Below are 20,770 nucleotides of genomic sequence, written 5' to 3'. Positions count from 1 at the left end.
ATGTTCGGCCTCGGGCCTGGGCTAGGGCCTGCTCACCGAGTTTGAGGGCAAGCGGCTGTCGTACAGTTAGTCCACCGAAGCGTTGCACCCGGCCTCGCGTTGCTCCAGATCGACTGGGCTTGAGCAGAGATCCCAATGGCCGAGCCTGTCGCACCAGCTATGGAAATCCAGTCCTTCCTGGCCGACGGAGGTTGTCGCCAAGACGTGCGGCCAAAAGGGCGTGTTGAACGCGCTGCGGATTTCTTCCGAGCGCGCCGGTGGCGGTTCATTGGTATCTTGATCGTGCCGTTGCGTTTCCTTTTCTGTGCCGCCGAACGGCACTGCAGCATGGCAGCGGATTCGGATCTTGTCGCGTTTTTTAGCCCCTTGAACCCGAATGTACCGACGTTTGCAGCGAGCGCCGCGGACAAATCCTCGATCAGCCCATCGGCATTGACCTTTGATTTGCGCAGCCAAAATGTTCATCGAGTACCGCTTCAAGGCAGCCGTCGATGGACGCACTTTGATATTTCTGGGTCGCATCCTCCCCGGCAGGATCGACCAGAACGGGGCGATCAAGATAGGTTCGCAGCCGCGTCCAGCAGAAGCGCACCAACTGCGTGAAATGCTGCTCGTTGAAGTCAAACAGGCTGGGCAGGTGGCGGTAAAGTGCTCGGCCGACCAACACCCGGAGCGCCAAGCGCCATATCGACCAAGGCATCGAGTTCCAGCCGCTGAGCCATGTGATCGCATCGGCGTCTTGGCGTTGTTTGAGTAGCGTTTGGAGCGCCATGTCTTTTGGCGCGACCCGGCTCCAGCACTTCTGAACCGAGTTGAACTCGCGGGCGAGCGGGGCTTTCTGGGCGCGCTCGATCGCGCGAGGACCGCCCATGCTGGTTTGCGCCGCCGGTTGCTGCGCGCATTCGGTGCTTTGGCCGCAATCGACGCCGGCAGCGATTGAATGATCTGCTGACGCGCTCGGGCTCTGACCTGATTTATTGTCGCTTTCCCTTCACATCGAGGGGATCAACAGTTCGAACGAGGAATGGGCTGGGATGAAACAGGGCAAGCGTCGGGCCTTGTTTGGGCTTGGGATTGAGGTGCCGTTTCTTCCATGCGGCTGCGTAGAGAAGATTGCCTTTCGCAACGTGCTTGCGTTCGACCTCGAGGCTGACGAGAGCCGCAAGGCTCTGGGGAGTCGCCCTGAACCGGCTGAAGATCAACATCTTGGGGACTGCGTCACTTTTGTCCAAGGGCCTGAAGGTGCCCACCATGTCAGAGACGGCAGTACCCACGGGAGCGCGAGCGCGTCAGTTGGCACGAGCCTGTTGAGCGCGCGCAGCTTGGCGCTTCCCCAGCCATCTCTTGGCGGCTTGAAGCAATTCGTGACCCCGAGGCGTGGAACACTGCGCGTTGCAGGAAAATCTATGTCGCGAGAGATCTGATACCGATCACCCAAGGCTTGCGCGGGCAGTGGCACGGACAGCCAGTAGGCGATCGCGCTGCTTGCCAGCTTGGGCGATACATGATCGGTGAAGTGTCTATAGACGTCGAGATCATGGGGTTCGATCCTTACGGAGTAGGGTTCGGGTTCTGTTGGATGGTGAAACACTGGACGTTCGGTACGCGACATCAATGGTGTGAGGAGATCCTCCAGACTATGCTTGAGGATTGCGCCTCCTCGATAGCGGCTTGCCGATTGTCGAGCGGCAAGTGGCCAATCAAATGCAATAGATCACCAAATCGACAAAACTGCGCTTCAGCCTCCGCGCGAATGGTCGACCCAGGAACTCGATAATCTCAAAAAATTCGAGGTGTGGTGCGGCTCCGGTGCCGTTTTCCCAGCGTTCGGCGTAAAAGCGATAGGGCGTGGCAGACAAGAGGAGGATCGGCGCGGCGCTTCCCCTTCTTGTCCTTCCAGCAATTGGCGCGCCAGCGGATTATCCTCGCCCGCGTTGAGAAGGTCGCGGTAGCATTGAAACTCGTCGAAAATCACGAGATCGGGAGGCGCGGAATCCAACGCAGCTTGGGCAAGCGCCTTTCGCATCCGGCCCAGGCTCTGACCGTGCTTGCTTGTCTCTATTGCACGCAGAATTTTTTCGCGTGCCGGCTTGCCAAATTCCGCACGTAGCGCACGCCCATAGGCGGCTTTGAAGACACCAGAGCATTGTCGAATTTATCTTGGGCTGCACCGCATGCCCAAGGCAGCCCGAAGTCGCCCATATTCGATGTAGCCTTCGGGAAATTCATCCGAAGCCCGGATAGAGCTCGTCCACCAACAGTTTGATGAACGCACGCTCGACAGCCTTCCCTCCGTAAAGACGCTGGGAGTTGGAGAATGAGGTCCTTGGCGTAAAGCGTCCAGACGCAGCTTGCCTTTGCGCTTTTCCTCGAAGGGAATGAGTCCGATCGATCGATGCCTGACAGCGCATGTTTAGCGTCGTCCTTGTCGAGAAATCGCAGCAGCTCAAGCTTGTTCTGGTCGGCGACCTTCAGCCGCTGGTGATATAATAGACCGTAAACTTGCGTGCCCTATCTGCGAGCGCGGCAAGTGTATCGCGCGCAACAACAGTTTTACCGAGACCCACCTCATCGGCGACAAGAAGCGACGGAGCGGATTATCGCCCGAAAGGGCTGCGGTAGCCGCCTTAACCGTCGCGGCTTGGAAAGGCATGGATCTAGCGCTCATAACGTGAGCCTGGTCCGTGCGATGGCCCAGATTTGCGCGAGTTCATTCAAGTCTACCTTCTCCGCGTCGCTGAGATTGTCGCCATGCGCGAGAAGTGCGTCGACGTAGGGCGCAAAGTAACGATCGGCACGACCGAACGCCTTTCGATCGCGCGCCCAGGCGGTGAGAATGTCCTCCAGCGTCAGGCGATCATAGCCTTGGCCTTTATGACGCTTACAGGCGAACGAGTATCTTCATCCCAGTCACCACCGCCAACCGGAAGCGTGTCTCGCTCAGCATTGCGCGCATCCAGTCGTGGAATGCGCGAAGCCCCATATGACTAGCGAGCGCGGCAAGGTCGCGCTGCTCGTCCAACGGGGATCGATAACGACCCGCTGCATCCATCGAACGGCGCCGTCCGGGCCTTTGATCTGAACCTGAATGAAAGCGGATTGGTGCGATAGGGGAATAGTTCCGAGATCGAGCCGACTAACGCCGCTTGGCCAAGGCAGAAGATCTCCATTTACGGACCCAGCGTCGAGCTGGTGAGCTTGATATGCGAGCAACGGCGTTGCGCCTGCATCGATCAAGAAGCGCTCGCCGTCGCGCCGCAGATCGGCTGCCACGAGGCCATTAGCATCTTGCGCGATTCTTCCAACGCGTCAGCCTCGCTCGCATTTGGTGCTGCAGTTGCAGCAAGTTCCTCGATGGAGACTGGCGTTGCCTTCCCGACCAGGAAAACCAAGCCGGACGTGAATGCGTCACCAGCCTCCAGTTCCACCATAACCTCCGAGTTGCGGCCGCCCACGCACGCTCGGTCGCGTTGGCGCTCCCGATCCTGAAGATCGTCCTTTCGCCTAAATGAAAGCAAACGAGCTTCGCGTGTAAAGCCAGCGGGGACGGCTCAGCATCATCTTCGGTGACAGCCTCATTGCTTGGGAGCGCAACGGCGCTTTTGTCGGGCAGCATATCTGGTGCGGCATAGGCTAGGATTTTTGAGAATGCCTTGAGCGGCTTGCTCGATCGACTGGCCATATCTACAAGAGCTGGCATCGACGAAATCAGCGTTCTGGAACCGTCCGGTCCCCATTTGCCGGCCGTCTTCAGGAACCCGGGCGACAAGAAAGGGCTGATGACCGTTATTCCATCGATCTGGCCTGGCGGTGGGCGGCTGTGCGGGAAGCGGAGTATCTTCATCGAGCCCGTTGAGCAGGGAGCGCAACTGGAAGCCTTCTGGGGCCTGCCACCAGATCGCTTCCAGCTGCTCGGCCAAGTGTTCGGCATCGGTACGCGATGCAGCCCGTGCGAGAGTTGCCGCCAGCGCACCAACGCCTTTAAGGCGGCCGCGACCCTTCGCGCGCTTGTTGGTTCCGTCCAGCAGAACGCCAACATCGAGATCCTGCGATCTAGTCAAATTTCGACTGCCGATCCACAGTTTCCAGCGGATTTCCCCTCTAGGACAATCGTAGGCAACAAGGGCGATCTTGGGGTGCCAGCTGCGATCACGTTCATCATGATCCTGCTCGGCGATAAACTGATCGAGGATGCCTGCAATGCGAGGCAGCGCGACTGGTCGCGCGATCCGGCCGCGCTGTATGATGATCCTGACGCGATCACGCAGCGTATCGATCGCTTGGGCGAAATCGACGCTGTGCGCTGCCTTTTCGTTGTTGCGGCCGATCAGTGCCAGCAACGTCGCAGCGACCGCGGAGAGGTCAACCGAATAGGTTGCAAAGAGCGCTACCTGACGTTTCCAGTCGCCCGGTCGCAGCTCGTCGAGATAGGGTTGGCCGGGCATGCTTGCGGTCGCTCATGCAACACCCTCCAGATCGCGCAGCAGGCGCTTTACGTTGCCCCAGCGATAGTGGAGCGGATCGGCTTGCCATGGTGTTCGCCTTGCCACTCCATGCGGGCGATCTACACCGAACTGATTGGCAGCGAGTCGTGCGCGATCGTCTTCTGCTCACCTCGGCTCCGGCATAGACATCAAAGGCGACATGGGATCCTTGCCGCCCCGCCGAACCCAGCGAAGGTATCCTTCAAGACAGCCTCGACGGCGGTGGAAGATGCCACAATTTCGTCAAGGAATAGTTCATATCAAGCCGAGAGGCTTGCTTGCCCATTGATCGACGGTGTCTTTGAGCGCCGATCGATGCCGATCAGGCTGCGGGCGTTTATCTCTGTTCTCTTTGAGGATCTCGACCAGGCTGCGTAGATCGCCCTGCCTATCGCCGATAGCGCCGCAGCTTGGCCGGCGCGTTTTAGCATCGGAGCTTCATGGCCGGCCAGAGATACAATCGCTGCGTCCCAGCAATGGTCTGCGCCATCGAGCGGCTTTCCTACCAGTTTAGCCAAGAGCGACGGTTCGCCGGGTCGTTCGGCGAACGGACGGCGCGCAACTGCCAGCGATATAGCTTTGCTCCCGAGGAGTCAGGTCGAGGGTCAGTTTTCCATCGCCATCCTCGTTGTACCGCTCGTTCAGTTTCCCCAGTCTCCCAATCTGCGGGGGCATCGATCAACCTGAGATCGGCAAGCCATTGCCTCAAAAGGTTTGCCGTCGTCGTCGTGGATTGTCCGTTTGCTGGATGAGGCGAGGAGTTTGGCCATATCCGGGCGACCCCAGGGACGACCGTCAGGGCGGTGCCGATCAGGCCCCACTTGGCGAGCGCAGTCCAATACACATAGGCGGTGGCTGGTTATCGCGCGGGGATAAACCTCCCACCGATCACGCATCCTTCTCTCCGCCAGTCCTCGGCAAATTTGAGTCGTCCGGTCAGTTCGTGTTCGAGATCGGTAAAGGCCAGCGCAAAATCCTTGGGAATCGGGCGCCTCGTTCGCAAGCTCTGATAGAGCCAAGGATGAGGAGCGCATAACGTAACCGTGTCTGCAGAACCGAGGTCCTGGAAGAAATGATCGGCATAGCGCTGGTGGACGATGAGAAAGCCGACTCGTCGCGCACGCCAGCCTTACGCCGAACATCATTTGCTCAGCCTGACCGAGTGCTTTGCGCGAAGAACGTAAAACCAAAAGATGACACGAGGCCCGCCCCCTAGACGTGATCGAATCAGAGCATAAATGCCTGCGGATTTAAATGCTTGGTGGCAGCCGCGTACTATTGACTGCCATCGTTCGCTTCTGCATCGCTTCCATGCCTCCCTGCGCTTCAGGCAGCGACGCCTGTCGGACTTGGCTCGACGGTGATCACCTGGCCGGATGTCACCAGTACGATCAGCCCGCGTTCGGTGCCGGTCATGTCGAGATAGGCGCGGACCTGCGCGCGATAGTGCTCAATGGTCTCCGCTGTCGGCTGTACATCACTTTTCCAGTCGATTACGACAGCAGGCTTGCCGTCGCTGCCAAAACTGGTCGCATCAGCAATACCGATCGTTGCCTGCTCAACCCCTTCAACCTCAATCGCCGCATAAACGGTCAGTTCAGGCACCAGACTGGGCCGCAGCTCGGCGATTTCCGGTAGGTTGAGCGTCCGTACCACGCAGCCGGCGAGTTCGTCGTGGCTCAAGCCTAGGGCAGGATCGTCCATCACCGGCTTCCCGATTTCCAAGATAAGTGCCTGAGCCCGATCGGCCAACGCCGCCTCACCGCCATCGGTCTCGCCGGTCAGCACTTCTTCAAGCAGCTTATGGAGGATGAGGCCTCGCTCTCGCCCACCCTGGACGTTCGGCGCCAGCCCTTTGTCATCGGGCTGGCTGTCATCGCCAGCCGCCCAGATATCCACGGCTTCAGGCGTCAGTACCGGGCCAGCGTGGCTTTCATCGCGGCTTGGCGCGAGCCAGACGAGGCGCTGGCGCTTATCGAGGATCGCGGCGGCTTCGGCAGCAAAGCTATCGCGAGTCTGAATATTGACTGCTTGTTCCGCTGCCGCACCCATCCCTTCGGGCAGATGCGAAAGATCGAGCGCCGGCAGTTCGGCCAGCGACAGATCGACCAGCGAAATCCATGCGGACTTGGACTGTGGCGCATCGAGGCGCGGCAGCACCAATAATTCGCGGGCACGGGTCGCCGCGACATACCAGAGACGGATGCGTTCGCGGTCGAGTTCAGCTTTCTCGGCGTCGAGCACCGCTTCATAGCCTGCCGGCTTCACGCCGAAGACCGGGCAATAGAAAGTGTCGCTGTCGCGGTCGGTGACTGCGCTATCGGGCGCCTTAATCCCCGTCATCGTGTTGATGGGGACGACGATCGGCCACTCGAGCCCTTTGGCGGCGTGCATTGTGTAGAGCGCAACCGCTTCTTCCTGAGCGTCCGGCCGCCCTTCGACGGCGCGTGCCTCGTCGGTCCAGGCCGCTGTCATCTTCTCGGCAAAGGCGCGCAGCCCGCGTACCGCAAATGCCGAGGTCAGGCTCAGGTAGAGATCGACATTGGCCAGCGCGCGCTCGGCCTGGCCGCGGTGACGCGCCAAGAGGATCGGCCGCACCCGCAGCGCATCGATTGCGTGAGACAATAGCTCATGCGGCGTGGTGCTGTTGCATTGACGCTGGAGCGCTTGAAGTTTCTCGATCGTGGCACGAGCCAACGGATGCGCGATGTCGGCCGGATCGACGCCCATGTCAAACCGCGGAAGTTTGTCGGGTGCGTCCTCAGCGCGCGGCAGCGCCCAGATGATGTCGAGGAGTTGCTCTTCAGTCAGGCCGACGAGCGGCCCACGCAGCAGCGCGCCGAGAGCGAGAGTATCGCGACGATCCGCCAAGACGCGGGTGAGCGCGATCAGATCCTGAACTTCCTGCCGGCGAAAAAGGCCTTTGCCGGCTTGGGTCGCGACCGGGATACCATAGCGCTCCAGGGCTTCCTCATAGCGCCATAGATCGCTGCCGGTGGGCGCAAGCAAAGCGATGTCGCCTGGGCGGCACAAGCGCCCTGCGCCGGTGCGCCGATCAAGGATCATTTCGCTGCCGATGAGCCGGGCGCACATCTGCGCTACGGCTTCGGCCTCGCCATCGCGCTGTTGCTCGGCTGATGCTTTGCCGTCCTCGCCGGCGACCGCGACGTCAAGTGCGGCAATACACAGCGCTTCCCCGCGATCGGCATGAAAGGGGTCGAGCGCCATGAAGCCGGGTTGGCCGTCGCTCGAGAGCGGCCCCTCGAACCTTTCGTTCACGAAGGTCAGGATCGGAGCACATGACCGGAAGTTGGTCGAGATCGACAGGACGCTGTCCTCGTCCTGGGCGACAAACGCATTGCGGGCACGGACATAGGCCGAGACGTCGGCGCCGCGGAAACGGTAGATCGCCTGCTTGGGATCGCCCACCAGGAAAAGGGCCCCGGGGCGGATGACGAAACTCGTCCAATCATTCGCATCTCCAGCCTCCACGGGCTCACCGCATAGGCGCCAGAAGATTTCGGTCTGGAGCGGATCGGTGTCCTGGAACTCATCGACCAGCACTTTGGTGAAGCGGCCGGCTAGTGCGCGGCGCACATCGTCATGGTCGCGCAGAAGACCGCGCGCCGCGAAGATCAGGTCGTCGAAATCGAGCAACGCGGCGGACCGCTTATAGTCGCGGAAGTGATCGAGTAAGGGGCGCACTTCGCTGATCAAGTCGGCAAGGACACGGCCCGCGACATTCTGGGTGAGCGTCTGCCATGCCACGCAGCATGTCGAATAAGCTGCTTCCGCTGCGAGATTGAGCCGCTCGCCATCTGCTTTGGCGAGACCTTCGCGTTTGGCCGCTTCGACCCATTTGCCCTTTTTCTTGAAGGCCAGGAACGTGCCGGCCTTGGTGCAAAGGTCGGGATGCGGCGGTAGGGTCAGCAGTCGCACGAGCCCGGCGGGCGTATCTATTGCGGGTCCGCCCTCAAGGCGATCCGCCATTTCCGCAAAGCGCTCGGCGAAGACCGCTGTCTCTTCCTCGACGGCCGGCACGGTGCGGATGAACTCCGCGAATTCCGCTGCCGCTGCCCGAAACGCTGTGAGATGAGGAGCAAGCGGGTCAGCGGCGGGGGCGGCGACGGTACGCCGCTTGCGCAGATTCTCGACGATCCGGTGGATAAGGCCAACCGTTTCGCTAGGGTTATAGAGCACCATCTCGGCAATGAGGCCGCCCTCGGCACCGGAAAGCCGTTCGCGCAGCCACGCTTCAACGATTTCGATGAAAGCGAGGTCGGCCTGATTGCGATCCATGACGCTCGCGCCGGGATCGATATCGGCCTCGACCGGATAGGGTTTGATTAAACGCTGACAGAAGCCGTGAATGGTCGAGCAAGTGATCTCGTCAATATGCGCAGCAGCCTCTGCGAGATGCGCCTTGTGCTGTTCGGAGAGCCCACCGGCAAAAGCGATCTTGAGTTCGGTCGGGATCGTCCCGGCGACAAGCTCGCTGACAAAGTCGCGGACGCGCACAAGAAGCTCGCTCGCGGCCAGCTCGGTGAACGTCACCGCCGCGATCGATTTGGGAACAGCGCCTTGCGCCAGCATGGCCGCTATCCGGCCAGCCATGACGGCGGTCTTGCCGGAACCGGCACCGGCTTCCACGAGGAGCGACTGGTCATGGCTGCTGATCGCAGTACGGCGCGCAGCGTCGTCCCGCAGGATATTCAGAGCGACGGTCATTATTGGGCCTCCCAAACTAGAGCAGCGTCACCGAAGAGCTCAGTCGCAGCCGGCATTTTGCGTTTGCAGTATGTCGCGCCAGCGTTGGCGGGCAGCGCGAAGGCGAGATCGTCATATGTCCCGCCGGTGTCCGGTCCGATCAGCGCATGGCCAGCGCTCAGGCTGGTGCTCGCAGACTGCAGATAGGCGGTGAGCTCGCCAAGCGTCGCTTCGGGATCGGCGAGCAGAAGGTCGGTCTGGGTACGCGGATAAAGCAGCGAGGCGCTGAACGACACGCCCGCTCCCAGAAGGGCTTTCACCGCGAACGCATAGAGGCAGCGCTGTAACTCGCGGCCACCATCGATGCCGATATCGTCCTTGGGCGGTCGGCCAGTCTTGTAGTCGCGGACGAGCGCGCGCGTGCCATCACCCGAAAGATCGAGCCGGTCGATATAGCCTTTGATAGCAATGCCGGTTTGGGGGATAGCGACCGGGATCGCTGTATCCCATGGACTGCCGGCGCCGGTCTTGGGCGAGGCGCCACCAAAGGCCACTTCCCCGTAGGAACGAGCGTCGTCCATATGCTCACCCCGATAGGTCAGCGCGCGTTCTGCGAGTGTGCGGGCATCGTCGAGCATACGTCGCCAGATAACCGGCGGCGGGACTGCCCGCTCACTTTCCCAGACGCCCGCGACGCTCCCGGCTGCGACTTCGATTGCATCGGAGATCTTGGCATCGCCTGCATTGGCAAGGCCGCCATTCGCTTCCAGATCCTGAAGCGCGAGGTCAAGAGTCATGTGGACGAGATCGCCCATCGCGAGTGCGTCGAGCACCAGCGGGTCGGTGCCGCTTTCAGGCAGCCTCAGGCGCATGCCATAGCGCCAGACGAAGCCTAGTGGACTACGCAGGAGCATCTTCAGCGAGCTGGCCGATTGGACCTGCGCCAGGATGGAGAGCAGCAACGGGTGTTCCGCGCGAACCAATCCGTCGTGCGGCGTAATTTCCTTGCGATGCCAATTGCGCCAGGTGGCAAGCGCGCTGGCGGCCTGTGTGTCGCTGGCGAACTCATGTGGCCGCGCCATCAGGCGGTCGGTCTCGCTGAAAGCATGAGTGGGTACGGCGTTACGGGCGATGTAAATTTCTTCCACGACCGGGCCGAGCAGGGCGCTGCGGCCAAGGAGCCGGCCCTCGCTGTCGCGACGTGCCCGCGACATTGTGACCTCGATCTCGGTTGTCGCCAAGATGGTCTCGAAATCGCGCCGGTCTGCAGCGCCGATCGGAAGCGGATCGAGTTCGGCGGTGGGGATGATGTGGTCGGAGATGAGCCGGTCTTCGGAAATTCCGCGCGGCCAGCGCGAGGAGTTGAGGCCGATGAGGCGCACATGGCGACGCGGCGATGCCGCGAGCGCGCTTGCAGGCATCCATGCCGGCGACACGCAGGCCTCAAGGCCGTCATCCTGCTTCAGATACTCGAGCGTTCTATCGAGCGACACGGACGGGCCAGCAAGAAGTGCTTTGCGCCAGATCGATAGCGCTCGACCGGTCAGGAACGCTGCGCCGACCTCGTCGGCTTCCGCATGCCCCTTTGCGAGCAGATCGATGATCGCACGCAAGGTCGCCGTGTGATCCCGCTCATCGGGCCAGTCCGCAGCCGTAAGACGAGAGAGCAACCTATCCCAGGCGCTGAGCGAGGCAAGCGGGGCGTCCGCGGGCAGAACGCGCAGCCACCCCTGCGGCAATGACTGGAACGGGCCGGTTTCTGATCCGCAAAGCGCCGCGAGCCTGCGTATGCGGGTCTGAGAGAACCCGCGGATCAGAATATCGCTAAGCGCCGCTGCGGCCTGACCTTCGCGGGTGGTGGTGACTTTGATGCCATGGACGAAGTGAAGGTCGAGGTTGGCGTCCCCACGCAAGGCGAGAAAGTGATCATCATATTCGGCGGTCGAGGCGGCGGCGATGGCGATGTCGGCAGGATCGACGCCGTCTGTCACCATCAGCTCGCGCGCCCAGCGGATAGCCTCGACAACTTCGTGATAGCCGGTGGCTGCGCTGATAATGTGCTGCTCAGGTGTCCGTGCATCCGAGCGATGCACCTTGATCCCGGTTGCGGCAAGCCATTCCGGGACGGGGCGCGGTCCTGCGACCCATGAGACTGGTACATGCTCCGAAAGCGCAGCCAGAAGTGGACGCCAGCTCGGCGAAAGTTCTGTGATGCCGACGATCTCGACGGGGCCGATGGCCGCCGGTGCATGGACCAGTCGCTTGAGCGCAGCCGCCACCAGATCGGCGGGGCGCATCATTCCAGGCAGCAACCGCTCCTGAACAGCAGCTTCAAGGCGTGCAATCGACGCGAGGCGTTGATGGTCATGGGCGCGCGCGGCCAAGTCGATCCCCGAGCGCCAGACCTTGTGGAGCGTATCGGCTGCTGCATCGACCATGCCCGGCAGCAGTTTGATGCCATCGAGCTCACCCAGCGGCGTTTCCGGCAAGGCTGCTTGGATCGCGCTGCGCAGGCTCTCGTCGTCGATTAGCCGCGTGAAGCCTCCAGCCAGCCGGACGGCGAGCTGCTCGAAGGAGAGAATCTGCAGACCGTGAAACCTCTGCCGGGCGGCATCGAGGCGCAGTTCGCGTATCGCCAAACGGCCATGCGCGACGATCGTGCGCCGATTAGGATTGGTGTTCACCGCCAACTTCCTCCTATTGTCTCGCTGGTTCCGCTTGACGCGACTCCATCGTGTAGATAAAAAATATATGGGCATCGTAGATATGTCCATATAGTTTTTATGCCCTCCTGATGTGAAGGAATGAAGGCGGATGATCAGCGAGGGGCCAGCACTGAAGTGGGGCGTTGAACGCCGCCTGGAATTCATTGAGTTCCGGCTGTTCTGGGAAGGCGGCGTCAACCGCTCGGACATCATTGATATGTTCGATGTGTCGGTGCCGCAGGCATCGAAGGATTTAACGCTCTATCAGGAGCGCGCGCCGCATAATGCGCTCTATGACAAAAGCGCTAGGCGCTATGTGGCCGGCCCGGATTTTGAGCCCATTTTCCTGAAGCCAGACCCCTCTGGCTATCTGTCACGCCTGCGCTCGGTCGCCGAGGGATTGATCGAACTGAAGGATTCGTGGATCACTCAGATGCCCGACACCGACATCGCGCTGACACCCCGCCGCGATATCAACGCTGAGGTGCTGCGCACCGTATTGAGCGCGGTGCGGGACGTAAAATCAATCGATCTCCACTATCAGTCGATGAGCGAGGATCGCCCCGATCCGACTTGGCGTCGCATCACACCGCATGCCTTTGGCTATGATGGCTTTCGCTGGCATGTGCGCGGCTACTGCCACATCACTCACAAGTTCAAAGACTTCCTCCTACCGCGCATTCTTGATGTGGGCGAACTTGGTGATGCAGGCGCACCTGCTGGTCAAGACGCTCTTTGGCAGATGCACTTTACTGTCAAGATCGGCCCGCATCCCGACCTCACTGAAAGTCAGAAGGCGGTGGTCGCAAAGGACTATGGGATGGCAGGCGGTTCGGCCGTTCTGACCGCCCGCTACGCGATGCTCTTTTATGTGCTGAAACGCCTAGGCCTTCTAGGTGATGCCGCTCAATTGCCAGCCCGGAGCCAGCATATAGTAGTGATCAACAGGGCTGAAACAGCCGCAGCTCTGGAAAAGGCGAATTTCGCCCTGTGAGTTCTGGCTATTGTGTACCGGATCATTGTTACCGGATGACTTTCAGTACTAGCGTGCTGGTGCTCAACGAGAGCCTCGTGATTGCTTGGGCTTATCGACCCGACAAGACGTGGGCTTGGCCGCGTCAAAAACCGTCCCCCTTCCCGAGCAAGTGCTAGCCTGCCGCGGCGATGACCGCGCTCAATATCGGTGCTGAGATCATCACGGCGCCGGCGCGGCTGAGCCCGGCTTGAAGGCTTCCGGTTTCTCCGCCGACCGTGCCTGACTAATCCACGGATTTATTGTGTTTTTTGACAGCCGCTTCGTAGACGGCTGCTCCCTGCTTCGAGGCAGGGCGGCGCTTCCAGCGACCCGTACCCTCGTAGTCGCAGTATCTCGCTTTATGATCTGGCCGCTCACTTATCGCAAGACTGCTTCGAGAACTGCCGCCGCGCATCACTATCAATGCTTGCGCGCCCGCAAAGGTCCGAACCTTTACCGACGAAGCCTTGAGTGCCGACACAGCAGGATACGATGAAATCGCCTTGCTATCGTGCGTGTTGTTTTGTATCGCAGCACCATTATAGTGGGAGTCGGCGTCATGAAGCACAGGGTCCGAAGCGCGGCAGCCGCCGCTGCCATCACCGTATCGAGCCTCATCGGTTCAGTCGAGCAGGCGCAAGCCTACCAGGTTGACTGCGCCATCTTGCTCTGTCTGGCCGGAGGCTGGCCAGCATCGGCGCCTTGCGCCCATGCGCGGTCCGTCTTCATTCGGCGGATTACACCGTGGCCGATCGAGCCGCCGCTACAGATCTGGCGCTGCCCGATGGGAGTGTCGTTCAGCGCCCCTGCCCCGCTTTCGCCGTTGGAACGGCTCTACGACATCGCTTTCCGAACTGAGCCTCAGATCAGCGTGCCGCAAGACCCGCCGCTCTTTTTGCCGGTGCAGGCAGAAGAACAGGCTGACATCGACATCTCGGGCGATGCCTTCGACTTCGTTCGCAGCATTCGCGTCTATCACATCCAGTTCAGCCAGCGCGAAAACCGGGATGGGGATTGCAACCGTTACGATAGCACCCGCCTCGGTTCATATGGGGTGCAAGGCGACTATCGTTGGACACGATCGAGCGTAGCCGATGTTCCGCCAGCATCACAACTTCCGGAGCCCGTTCACTGCAGATCGATCAGCTACCGCTCCGTCTTCGTGGATTGGCGCGACCACGAGGGAAACTACGGCTTCGAAGAGGTCCGCTACTGACACTGCGCGGGGCGGCGTAGCGCCGGCCCGTATCCGATAAACCCTGCACCAGAGACTGTGCACCGACCCCAAAAAGGGAAACGACGCCAGACCGTGAAGCCTGACGCCGCGTTAGAAAAAACCCGTGAACAAGATTTTTCTAGCGCACTGTCCGAACCTCTGCAACCAGCAAAGTTGTTTTGCTGGCAAAAATGTTGTTACCTCACGGCATGGCCTCGGCTCTCTCAGGAGACACCGACCATGGAACCCACAACCGGCCTGATCTTGCGACGGATCACACAGACAGAGCTTTCCGTATCCGCCCATAAATTGGCCACGATCATCCTCGATGGCATTGCCTGGAAGGAAGGCTACAACGGCCTGTCACGCGGGACGGCCGCGTTCACTCTATCTACGCTCGCAGAAAAAATGGGCGTCTCGCGCCAGTATCTGACCGTGCTCTTGACTGAACTCGAAGCCTCCCAGCTGCAACTCACCCGCCAAAAGCCCAATGGCAAGTATGCACCCTGGCTCTTTCGCTTCACAGCCTTTGATGAAGAAGGCGAGATCGAAGATGTCGCGTCAGGTAGAGACGACACATCACTATCTAGTAAAGACTATAACAAAACTGTATTCTCAGGACATATCAACATTAATGCAGTTTCAGACGTGTTTCAGACTTGCTGGGCCGACTTGATCAAGGCTGCGAAGACCGTGCTTCCATGCTGGAATGTCGACACGCAAGTGATCTGGGATCGCTTCCTTGCGTTCAACCGCGCGCGCGGCAACGAGAAGGTTCCAGCGGGGTTCTTGCTCGGATTCATGCGCAGGTGGCGCACCGCGCCGGGCGCTACACCTCGGCCAAAAGAAGTGCCCAAACCGCAAGCGATGCTCGATCCGCGCGAGCGTGAGCTACGCGATCAGATCAAGGCCGCGCCGAGCACAAACCGCCAATTTCATGCTTCCGACCTGTGTAGCAAGATCGGTATGGCCGCTTATGAGGCGCGGGTTCTCGAGGTCATCCGCCAGTTTGGATGCCAGCGGTTCACGGCCATGCTGGCTGTGCATGGTCGAGCTGTATTGGCTGGGGAGATTGCGCGGTGACAATGGAGAGGTTAGCACCTGCAATGCCAAAACGAGTTGAGTACGCCAAGACCCGCGATGGCGCCAATCAGAGCAGATCGGCAAACTGCTCCAGGTCAGCAACAGTTGCGACCAGCCCTTGTTGCGTCAGGATCGACAGATATTCGTCAACACTCTTGGGCGGTGTCGCGTAGCCCTTAAATCGGGAGTGGACAAAACATGGGGGTCATGCGGCGCGTTTTCTGTTTGCGACGGTCAGCCGACCATCGAGAACTGCGGCCCTTGTGACGGCTACTCGGTGAGCCCCTTTGGGCGACCACCGCATCCTTCTGCGCTTTCCCATGCGGGCATTGGCAATGTCATCGACTGATCCTTCGGCACGTGATGACGAGATGGGCAGCCCGGTACGGTACCGTCGGCCATAGTCGACGAGGGATTCCATGTTGTTCGCGAGATAGGTGTACAGTGTCTCGCAACGGGCCTGCACACGAGCGGCAGCGGTGCGGACAGCCAGGGGCTCTTCCGCAAGGCGGGTGCAATCATACATGAGCGCCTTCAGATATGTTTCCGCGACCCGTGCTCTGCCATGCCAAAGCCACCAGCGGAGGCTTTTCGCGGGGCGCTGGAACAGCACCGGAATTCCAGGGAATCCCGGTATCTGGACCAGACCCTGAACGGCGGCCTCGACATGTCGAATGCGCATCGAGATGTGCCACCAGTCGAGGATATGCTTCACCTGGCCGTCGCCACCCATGGCATTCCGTATGAGGTTCGGGAGAGCAAGCTCGCCATCAGAGATTACCGTCAACAGACGGCCCGGCTTCCATCCAAAGTCTGACAGCTCTTCTCGCATCCGGCTGCCTGGCGATGCCGTCGCATTGGCGACCAAGCCAAATCGTCGGCACATATTGCGACTTTCAATCTTACCGACCACAAGATCCAGGTGTCGCTGCTGATACTCCGGTCGACAGCGGATATGCGCACCGTCCAGAAAAACCGTCAAACCACCTTTGGGCGGTGCTTCAACGGGATCGCCTGATGCCCTTCGATTTTTCTCGAGCGCAGTGGCTACTCTTCCCAACCGGTCACGCACCGTGGTGTGATGGGGCGGATGGCAGGGGAGGAAGCTTTTCATCAGCCGCGCGGCTTCGCGAAAGGAATGCCGGGACCCGAGTTCCGCATGGAGCCGCTGCAGCTCCGGGGTAGACCGGTCAGGAAAAAAATAGGCCAGCGGAGAAATAGGTCCGCCGGGCATTGCCGCTGACCTGGCATCACAAGAACAGCGGCGCAAGCGCGCGGCTTTTACCCGAACCCGCCCAAAGAGCGTGTCGAGATCGCGCGTGCGATAGTCATGAATGGGACGAACCGAGGCGCAATCCGGGCATACGCGGCTTTCTCGGATGATTTCCTCAACCTGATCGCAAAGAATTGCCCGCTGAATCTGTTCGACAACCCTCTTCCCATCCTCAAGGCGCAACCCGATCCCGTCTGGACAGGTCACCCGGTAGGGTCGAGAAATGCCGTCAAGCTGATGAGTGCGCTTCTCCCCGTTGTCGAAGGTAGTTTCGATTGTAGTCCGTACGTCCATGGCATCCCCCCACGCAAAGAACTCACCTTAGCACGGGCCGCAACGACGAAGATGACCCCCATGTTTTGTCCACTCCCGACCGCGTGCATCCATGCAGGTGCCGCAGATCAGCACGCGGCCGCCCGCCGACAGCACCCGGCGCAGCATCCGCTCGATATTGTAGAACCCCTCGGGCGTCTTTTGCCCCGCCTTGGCGCATTGCGCCGCATCGGCCATCAGGAACACGGTGATCTCAGCTTCGTCATCCTGCTTGGCTAGCGCATGCGTCATGCGCAGCCCGTTGAAGCTGCGCTCGGTGCCGTAGGGCGGATCATTTAGCAGGATCAGGTGTTTCATTTCGTTGGCTCCTTCGTTGTGATCCGGGGGTCCAGGGCATGGCCCGAGGCCGGGCCGCGAACCGGCTGCACCAGCATCCGATCGAGCCACAGATCGCGCCGCGTTCGGAACTGCTCGATCCCGATTTCCATGCCGTGATGCCCCTTGGCGGGCTGCGCCACATAGGTGCCGAGCAGCCTGTCCCACCACGGCAGGTTGAAGCCATAGTTGGAATTGGTCTCGCGTGGATCGGTGGAATGATGCACCCGGTGCATGTCGGGCGTCACCACGATCAGGCGCAACCAGCGATCCACCCGGCGCGGCAGGTCGATATTGGCGTGATTGAACAGCGCCGTGCCGTTGAGCAGCACCTCAAAGATCAGCACCGCCACCGCAGGCGGGCCAAGCGCCGCCACCACCGCCAGCTTGATCCCCATTGACATCACGATCTCGACCGGGTGGAAGCGCAGCCCGGTGGTGGCGTCGAATTCGAGGTCGGCGTGATGCATCCGGTGCAGCCGCCACAGCCCCGGCACTGCGTGAAACAGCACATGCTGCAGGTAGATCGCCAGGTCGAGCACCAGCACCGAGACGAGGGTCGCCACCCAGGCGGGTGCGTCGATATTGTTGAAGAGGCCCCAGCCTTTTTCAGCCCCGAGCACCGCCAGACCGACAGCAAGCACAGGGAAGGTCAGCCGCAGGATCACCGTGTCCAGCACCACCAGCCCGAGATTGTTTGTCCAGCGGAGCACGCGCGGGATCTCCTGCCGCCGGCGCGGCGCGGAGAGTTCCCAGAGCATCATGCCGATGAGAATGCCCAGAAAGATCGTGAGGCGGATCGCAGCTTCTGCATTCAGGAGCATGTCGGACATGAGCAGATCCTTCGGGGGTTGCGCGGCGACGTGGAACGGTTATCATTCAAGTAATAACTTGATTGAGTAAAGGCGCGCTCCCGCCATGTCAACCAGCCCGAAACAGGCCCTCCTGAAGGAATACGCCCTCGTCGCGCAGGCGCTTGCCGCCCCCGCGCGCCTGATGCTGCTGGAACAGCTGGCGCAGACCGAGGCGGCGGTCGAGGCCCTCGCACGCAAGACCGGGCTCTCGGTCGCCAACGCCTCGCAACACCTGCAGCAGCTGCGCCGTGCCGGGCTCGTCACCAGCCGCCGCGCGGGCAAGGCGGTGATCTACCGGCTGAAGGACGCGCGCAGCATCGCGCTCATGGGGTTGCTGAGCGAGGTGGCCGAGGCCAATCTGGCGCAGGTCACGGATATTCTCGACGGGCTTTCGGGGGAGGCCCCCGCGCCCGAGCCGATCACCCGCGCCGATCTGGCCGAACGTCTGGCGCAGGGCGCCGTCACCCTGCTCGACATCCGACCCGAAGACGAGTTCGCCGCAGGCCACATCCCCGGCGCGCAGAACACGACATTGGCCGATCTCGACCGGCTTTTGCCCGCGCTCGACCCAGAAGCCGAAGTCGTCGCCTATTGCCGCGGTCCCTATTGCATCTACGCCCATCAGGCCGTGGCCCGCCTCCGCCATCACGGCTTCAACGCGCGCCGCATGGCGGGCGGCCTGCCCGAATGGCGCGAGGACGGGCGGGCGGTGAGTACGGAACCCGGTTGTTCTGATGGTCCGACATCAGCGGTCACTTGGTGACGACCTGATTCACCAACCTTGAGAAAACTAAGCTCTGATCTGGCATAGATTGGAATTTGCAACTCCCGCCTGACAACAACAGATAGCGTTCTATCAACCATGTATCTGGTCCAAGACTTCGGCGCTCCCGTGTCAATACCTGCCTTGCAGGTCGCACTCTTCAGGCCTCTAGGTGGCAGAGCGCGGCACCAGCTCATCCGGCGCAAGTCACTTACCCCCCCAATTGTGTTTCAGACTTTTCGTCTTGCCCATGGCGTGAAGTAATAGTCCCGTCCCGAGCAGGATCATCGGCACCGATAGCGCCTGACCCATCGTCAACCCCCAAGCACCGAAATGAAGTGCATGACCGATCGGGTTATCGCCGCTCACGAACTGTGCGTCAGGCTGCCTGAACAGTTCCACAAAACTTCTGCCAAGCCCATATCCAACTAGAAACGCGCCAGCCAAAGCGCCCGGCGCTTTCAGCCAGTCGCGTCGCCAGGCAAGATAGAGCAGCAGAAGTCCAAGCAGAAGTCCTTCGAGAAGCGCCTCATAGAGTTGCGAGGGATGGCGAGCGCAAAGGCTGACAAGGCCCGGACAAGTCTGCGCTGCCTCGCCGGGAAAGATAACGGCCCATGGCACATCCGTCGGTCTGCCCCAAAGCTCGTTGTTGGTGAAATTGGCCAGACGCCCCAGAAACAGCCCCGGCGGAGTTGCAAGGGCAAGCATGTCTGCCGTGCTCAGAAGAGGCGCCTTATGACGGATGCAAAATACCAGAGTCGACATGGCCACACCTGCAAAGCCGCCGTGAAACGACATCCCCCCTTGCCATACCATGAAGATCTCCCAAGGGTTGGTTAGGAAATGACTGGGCTGATAAAACAGAACAAAGCCGAGGCGGCCGCCGACGATCACACCCAGAATTATCCAAGTCAAAAGACTTTCGATTCGTCGTGGGTCAAGCGGAGGGCCTTCATGGGGCCAGATTGGCGGACGTTGGACAGCCGCCAAGCAGATACGCCATCCTATGAGGATTCCGACGATATACGCGAGCGCATACCAACGGAGCGCAACTGGGAATCCCCAGATATCAAATGAAAAAAGGTCCGTTCCTATGTCGGGGAATGGTATTGCTGCGGTAAGCAAGGATCATGCTCCTTTGTTACTTTTCGGGATAGGAAGCCGAAAGAAATTACGATTCGCGCATCAACATTCCTCTTTATGAACTTGGCGGTGATTGCCGTCGGTCATGGCGGACAACCTCCCTTTGCCGAACTCCGAAGCATATGAGGGAGCTCGTTCACCCGATCTGACCCAGCACCGGAAACACATCGAGTAACCAGTATGACAGGGCGCTGAGCTGACCGGTGATCATGGCGATCCCCATAAGAATCATCACCACGCCTGCGCCCTGATGCAGACGACGGCCCAAACGTCCCACACCGCGCAGGCGACCCGTAAGGCGGTCGGTGAAGGCGGCGACGATCAGGAACGGGATGCCAAGCCCGGCGGAGTAGATCGCAAGCAATGTCACGCCCTCTCCAATGGTGGCACTTGTCGCGCTGGCGGTCAGGATCGCGCCAAGGATCGGACCGATGCAGGGAGTCCAGCCAAAGCCGAAGGCGAGCCCAAGCACATAAGAGCCCGTGGGGCGTCCTCCCGGCAGGTCGAGGTGAAACCGAAAATCCCGCTCCATCGCCTGAATACGTGCTGCCCCCAGCATGAAGAGCCCGAACAGGATGATGATTCCACCGCCGAGGAAGTTGAGCTCATAGCGCCAGCGCAGCAGCGATTGCCCAAGGGCGGTGGCCGAGGCCCCGAGGATCATGAAAATCGTGGAGAATCCCAGCACAAACCAAAGGCTGAGCCAGACAACCTGGCCGCGGCCCGGGGTCACTGCGTCGCCTACCGAGCGCCCCGCGATATAGGAGACATAGCCTGGCACGAGCGGAAGCACACAGGGTGAGACAAAGGAAATCGCACCGGCCAGAAGGGCCGCAGTCATTCCGATGAGCGAGAAGTCAGCCATGACTGTGCTCCACC

Annotated in this window: 13 protein-coding genes; 4 read left to right on the top strand and 9 right to left on the bottom strand. The window is 60.6% G+C overall.

Annotated elements, in window-relative coordinates; translation table 11 throughout:
• Positions 1-418: 418 nt before the first annotated feature.
• The 4 genes from ACLGGT_RS21910 to ACLGGT_RS21895 all read right to left on the bottom strand — a co-directional run bounded on the left by ACLGGT_RS21910 (position 419) and on the right by ACLGGT_RS21895 (position 11,875).
• On the bottom strand, positions 419-871 hold the full coding sequence (locus ACLGGT_RS21910) for a hypothetical protein (protein ID WP_437197716.1): 453 nt from the start codon (positions 869-871) through the stop codon (positions 419-421).
• A 2,704-nt stretch (positions 872-3,575) separates the two neighbouring features.
• A complete protein-coding gene (locus tag ACLGGT_RS21905) occupies positions 3,576-4,445 on the bottom strand; it encodes a hypothetical protein (protein WP_437197715.1) in 870 nt (289 codons plus the stop codon).
• Positions 4,446-5,810: 1,365 nt separating this feature from the next.
• On the bottom strand, positions 5,811-9,212 hold the full coding sequence (locus ACLGGT_RS21900) for a UvrD-helicase domain-containing protein (RefSeq protein WP_437197633.1): 3,402 nt from the start codon (positions 9,210-9,212) through the stop codon (positions 5,811-5,813).
• On the bottom strand, positions 9,212-11,875 hold the full coding sequence (locus tag ACLGGT_RS21895; protein WP_437197632.1) for a PD-(D/E)XK nuclease family protein: 2,664 nt from the start codon (positions 11,873-11,875) through the stop codon (positions 9,212-9,214). Before ACLGGT_RS21895 ends, ACLGGT_RS21900 begins: the two co-directional genes overlap by 1 nt.
• A gap of 130 nt (positions 11,876-12,005) precedes the next feature.
• Here ACLGGT_RS21895 and ACLGGT_RS21890 point away from each other — a divergent pair, with 130 nt between their 5' ends.
• The 3 genes from ACLGGT_RS21890 (at position 12,006) to ACLGGT_RS21880 (ending at position 15,210) form a co-directional block, all read left to right on the top strand.
• Positions 12,006-12,890, top strand: coding sequence for a WYL domain-containing protein (locus tag ACLGGT_RS21890; RefSeq protein ID WP_437197630.1), 885 nt, complete (start codon positions 12,006-12,008; stop codon positions 12,888-12,890).
• 580 nt (positions 12,891-13,470) lie between these two features.
• Complete coding sequence (locus ACLGGT_RS21885; RefSeq protein ID WP_437197629.1) at positions 13,471-14,127, top strand: hypothetical protein; 657 nt, start codon at positions 13,471-13,473, stop codon at positions 14,125-14,127.
• A gap of 240 nt (positions 14,128-14,367) precedes the next feature.
• A complete protein-coding gene (locus ACLGGT_RS21880) occupies positions 14,368-15,210 on the top strand; it encodes a hypothetical protein (RefSeq protein ID WP_437197628.1) in 843 nt (280 codons plus the stop codon).
• Between the two features lie 205 nt (positions 15,211-15,415).
• On the opposite strand, the gene ACLGGT_RS21875 is transcribed toward ACLGGT_RS21880, so the two are convergent.
• From ACLGGT_RS21875 to ACLGGT_RS21865, 3 genes are read right to left on the bottom strand one after another with little or no spacing between them, the layout of a single operon-like run.
• Positions 15,416-16,777 (bottom strand): ISKra4 family transposase, encoded by a 1,362-nt coding sequence (locus ACLGGT_RS21875; protein ID WP_437197714.1) that lies wholly within the window; start codon positions 16,775-16,777, stop codon positions 15,416-15,418.
• A 27-nt stretch (positions 16,778-16,804) separates the two neighbouring features.
• The gene (locus tag ACLGGT_RS21870; RefSeq protein ID WP_437197713.1) at positions 16,805-17,113 is read right to left on the bottom strand and encodes a DsrE/DsrF/TusD sulfur relay family protein; all 309 of its coding nucleotides are present in this window, start codon (positions 17,111-17,113) and stop codon (positions 16,805-16,807) included.
• Positions 17,110-17,964: a sterol desaturase family protein gene (locus ACLGGT_RS21865; protein WP_437197711.1), complete on the bottom strand. Its 855-nt coding sequence runs from the start codon at positions 17,962-17,964 to the stop codon at positions 17,110-17,112. Before ACLGGT_RS21865 ends, ACLGGT_RS21870 begins: the two co-directional genes overlap by 4 nt.
• 85 nt (positions 17,965-18,049) lie before the next feature.
• Here ACLGGT_RS21865 and ACLGGT_RS21860 point away from each other — a divergent pair, with 85 nt between their 5' ends.
• A complete protein-coding gene (locus ACLGGT_RS21860; protein ID WP_437197709.1) occupies positions 18,050-18,748 on the top strand; it encodes an ArsR/SmtB family transcription factor in 699 nt (232 codons plus the stop codon).
• A gap of 207 nt (positions 18,749-18,955) precedes the next feature.
• On the opposite strand, the gene lgt is transcribed toward ACLGGT_RS21860, so the two are convergent.
• Together lgt and ACLGGT_RS21850 are read right to left on the bottom strand one after the other, a co-directional pair.
• A complete protein-coding gene (lgt, locus tag ACLGGT_RS21855) occupies positions 18,956-19,873 on the bottom strand; it encodes a prolipoprotein diacylglyceryl transferase (protein WP_437197707.1) in 918 nt (305 codons plus the stop codon).
• Between the two features lie 154 nt (positions 19,874-20,027).
• Positions 20,028-20,756 carry a cytochrome c biogenesis CcdA family protein gene (locus ACLGGT_RS21850; RefSeq protein ID WP_437197705.1) on the bottom strand — a complete coding sequence of 243 codons (729 nt, stop codon included), beginning with the start codon at positions 20,754-20,756 and terminating at the stop codon, positions 20,028-20,030.
• Positions 20,757-20,770 lie beyond the last annotated feature (14 nt).

Source organism: Roseovarius sp. MS2 (genome assembly GCF_051447875.1).
GTDB classification, from domain to species: domain Bacteria; phylum Pseudomonadota; class Alphaproteobacteria; order Rhodobacterales; family Rhodobacteraceae; genus Roseovarius; species Roseovarius mucosus_A.
The sequence above is the reverse complement of the archived record's forward strand: the minus strand, read 5'-3'. Positions and strand labels throughout refer to the sequence as shown.

Coding starts and splice junctions, on each gene's coding strand:
- ACLGGT_RS21910 (WP_437197716.1), bottom strand. CDS start 871: ATGGGCGGTCCTCGCGCGATCGAGCGCGCCCAGAAAGCCCCGCTCGCC.
- ACLGGT_RS21905 (WP_437197715.1), bottom strand. CDS start 4,445: ATGCCCGGCCAACCCTATCTCGACGAGCTGCGACCGGGCGACTGGAAA.
- ACLGGT_RS21900 (WP_437197633.1), bottom strand. CDS start 9,212: ATGACCGTCGCTCTGAATATCCTGCGGGACGACGCTGCGCGCCGTACT.
- ACLGGT_RS21890 (WP_437197630.1), top strand. CDS start 12,006: ATGATCAGCGAGGGGCCAGCACTGAAGTGGGGCGTTGAACGCCGCCTG.
- ACLGGT_RS21885 (WP_437197629.1), top strand. CDS start 13,471: ATGAAGCACAGGGTCCGAAGCGCGGCAGCCGCCGCTGCCATCACCGTA.
- ACLGGT_RS21880 (WP_437197628.1), top strand. CDS start 14,368: ATGGAACCCACAACCGGCCTGATCTTGCGACGGATCACACAGACAGAG.
- ACLGGT_RS21875 (WP_437197714.1), bottom strand. CDS start 16,777: ATGGACGTACGGACTACAATCGAAACTACCTTCGACAACGGGGAGAAG.
- ACLGGT_RS21870 (WP_437197713.1), bottom strand. CDS start 17,113: ATGAAACACCTGATCCTGCTAAATGATCCGCCCTACGGCACCGAGCGC.
- ACLGGT_RS21865 (WP_437197711.1), bottom strand. CDS start 17,964: ATGTCCGACATGCTCCTGAATGCAGAAGCTGCGATCCGCCTCACGATC.
- ACLGGT_RS21860 (WP_437197709.1), top strand. CDS start 18,050: ATGTCAACCAGCCCGAAACAGGCCCTCCTGAAGGAATACGCCCTCGTC.
- ACLGGT_RS21850 (WP_437197705.1), bottom strand. CDS start 20,756: ATGGCTGACTTCTCGCTCATCGGAATGACTGCGGCCCTTCTGGCCGGT.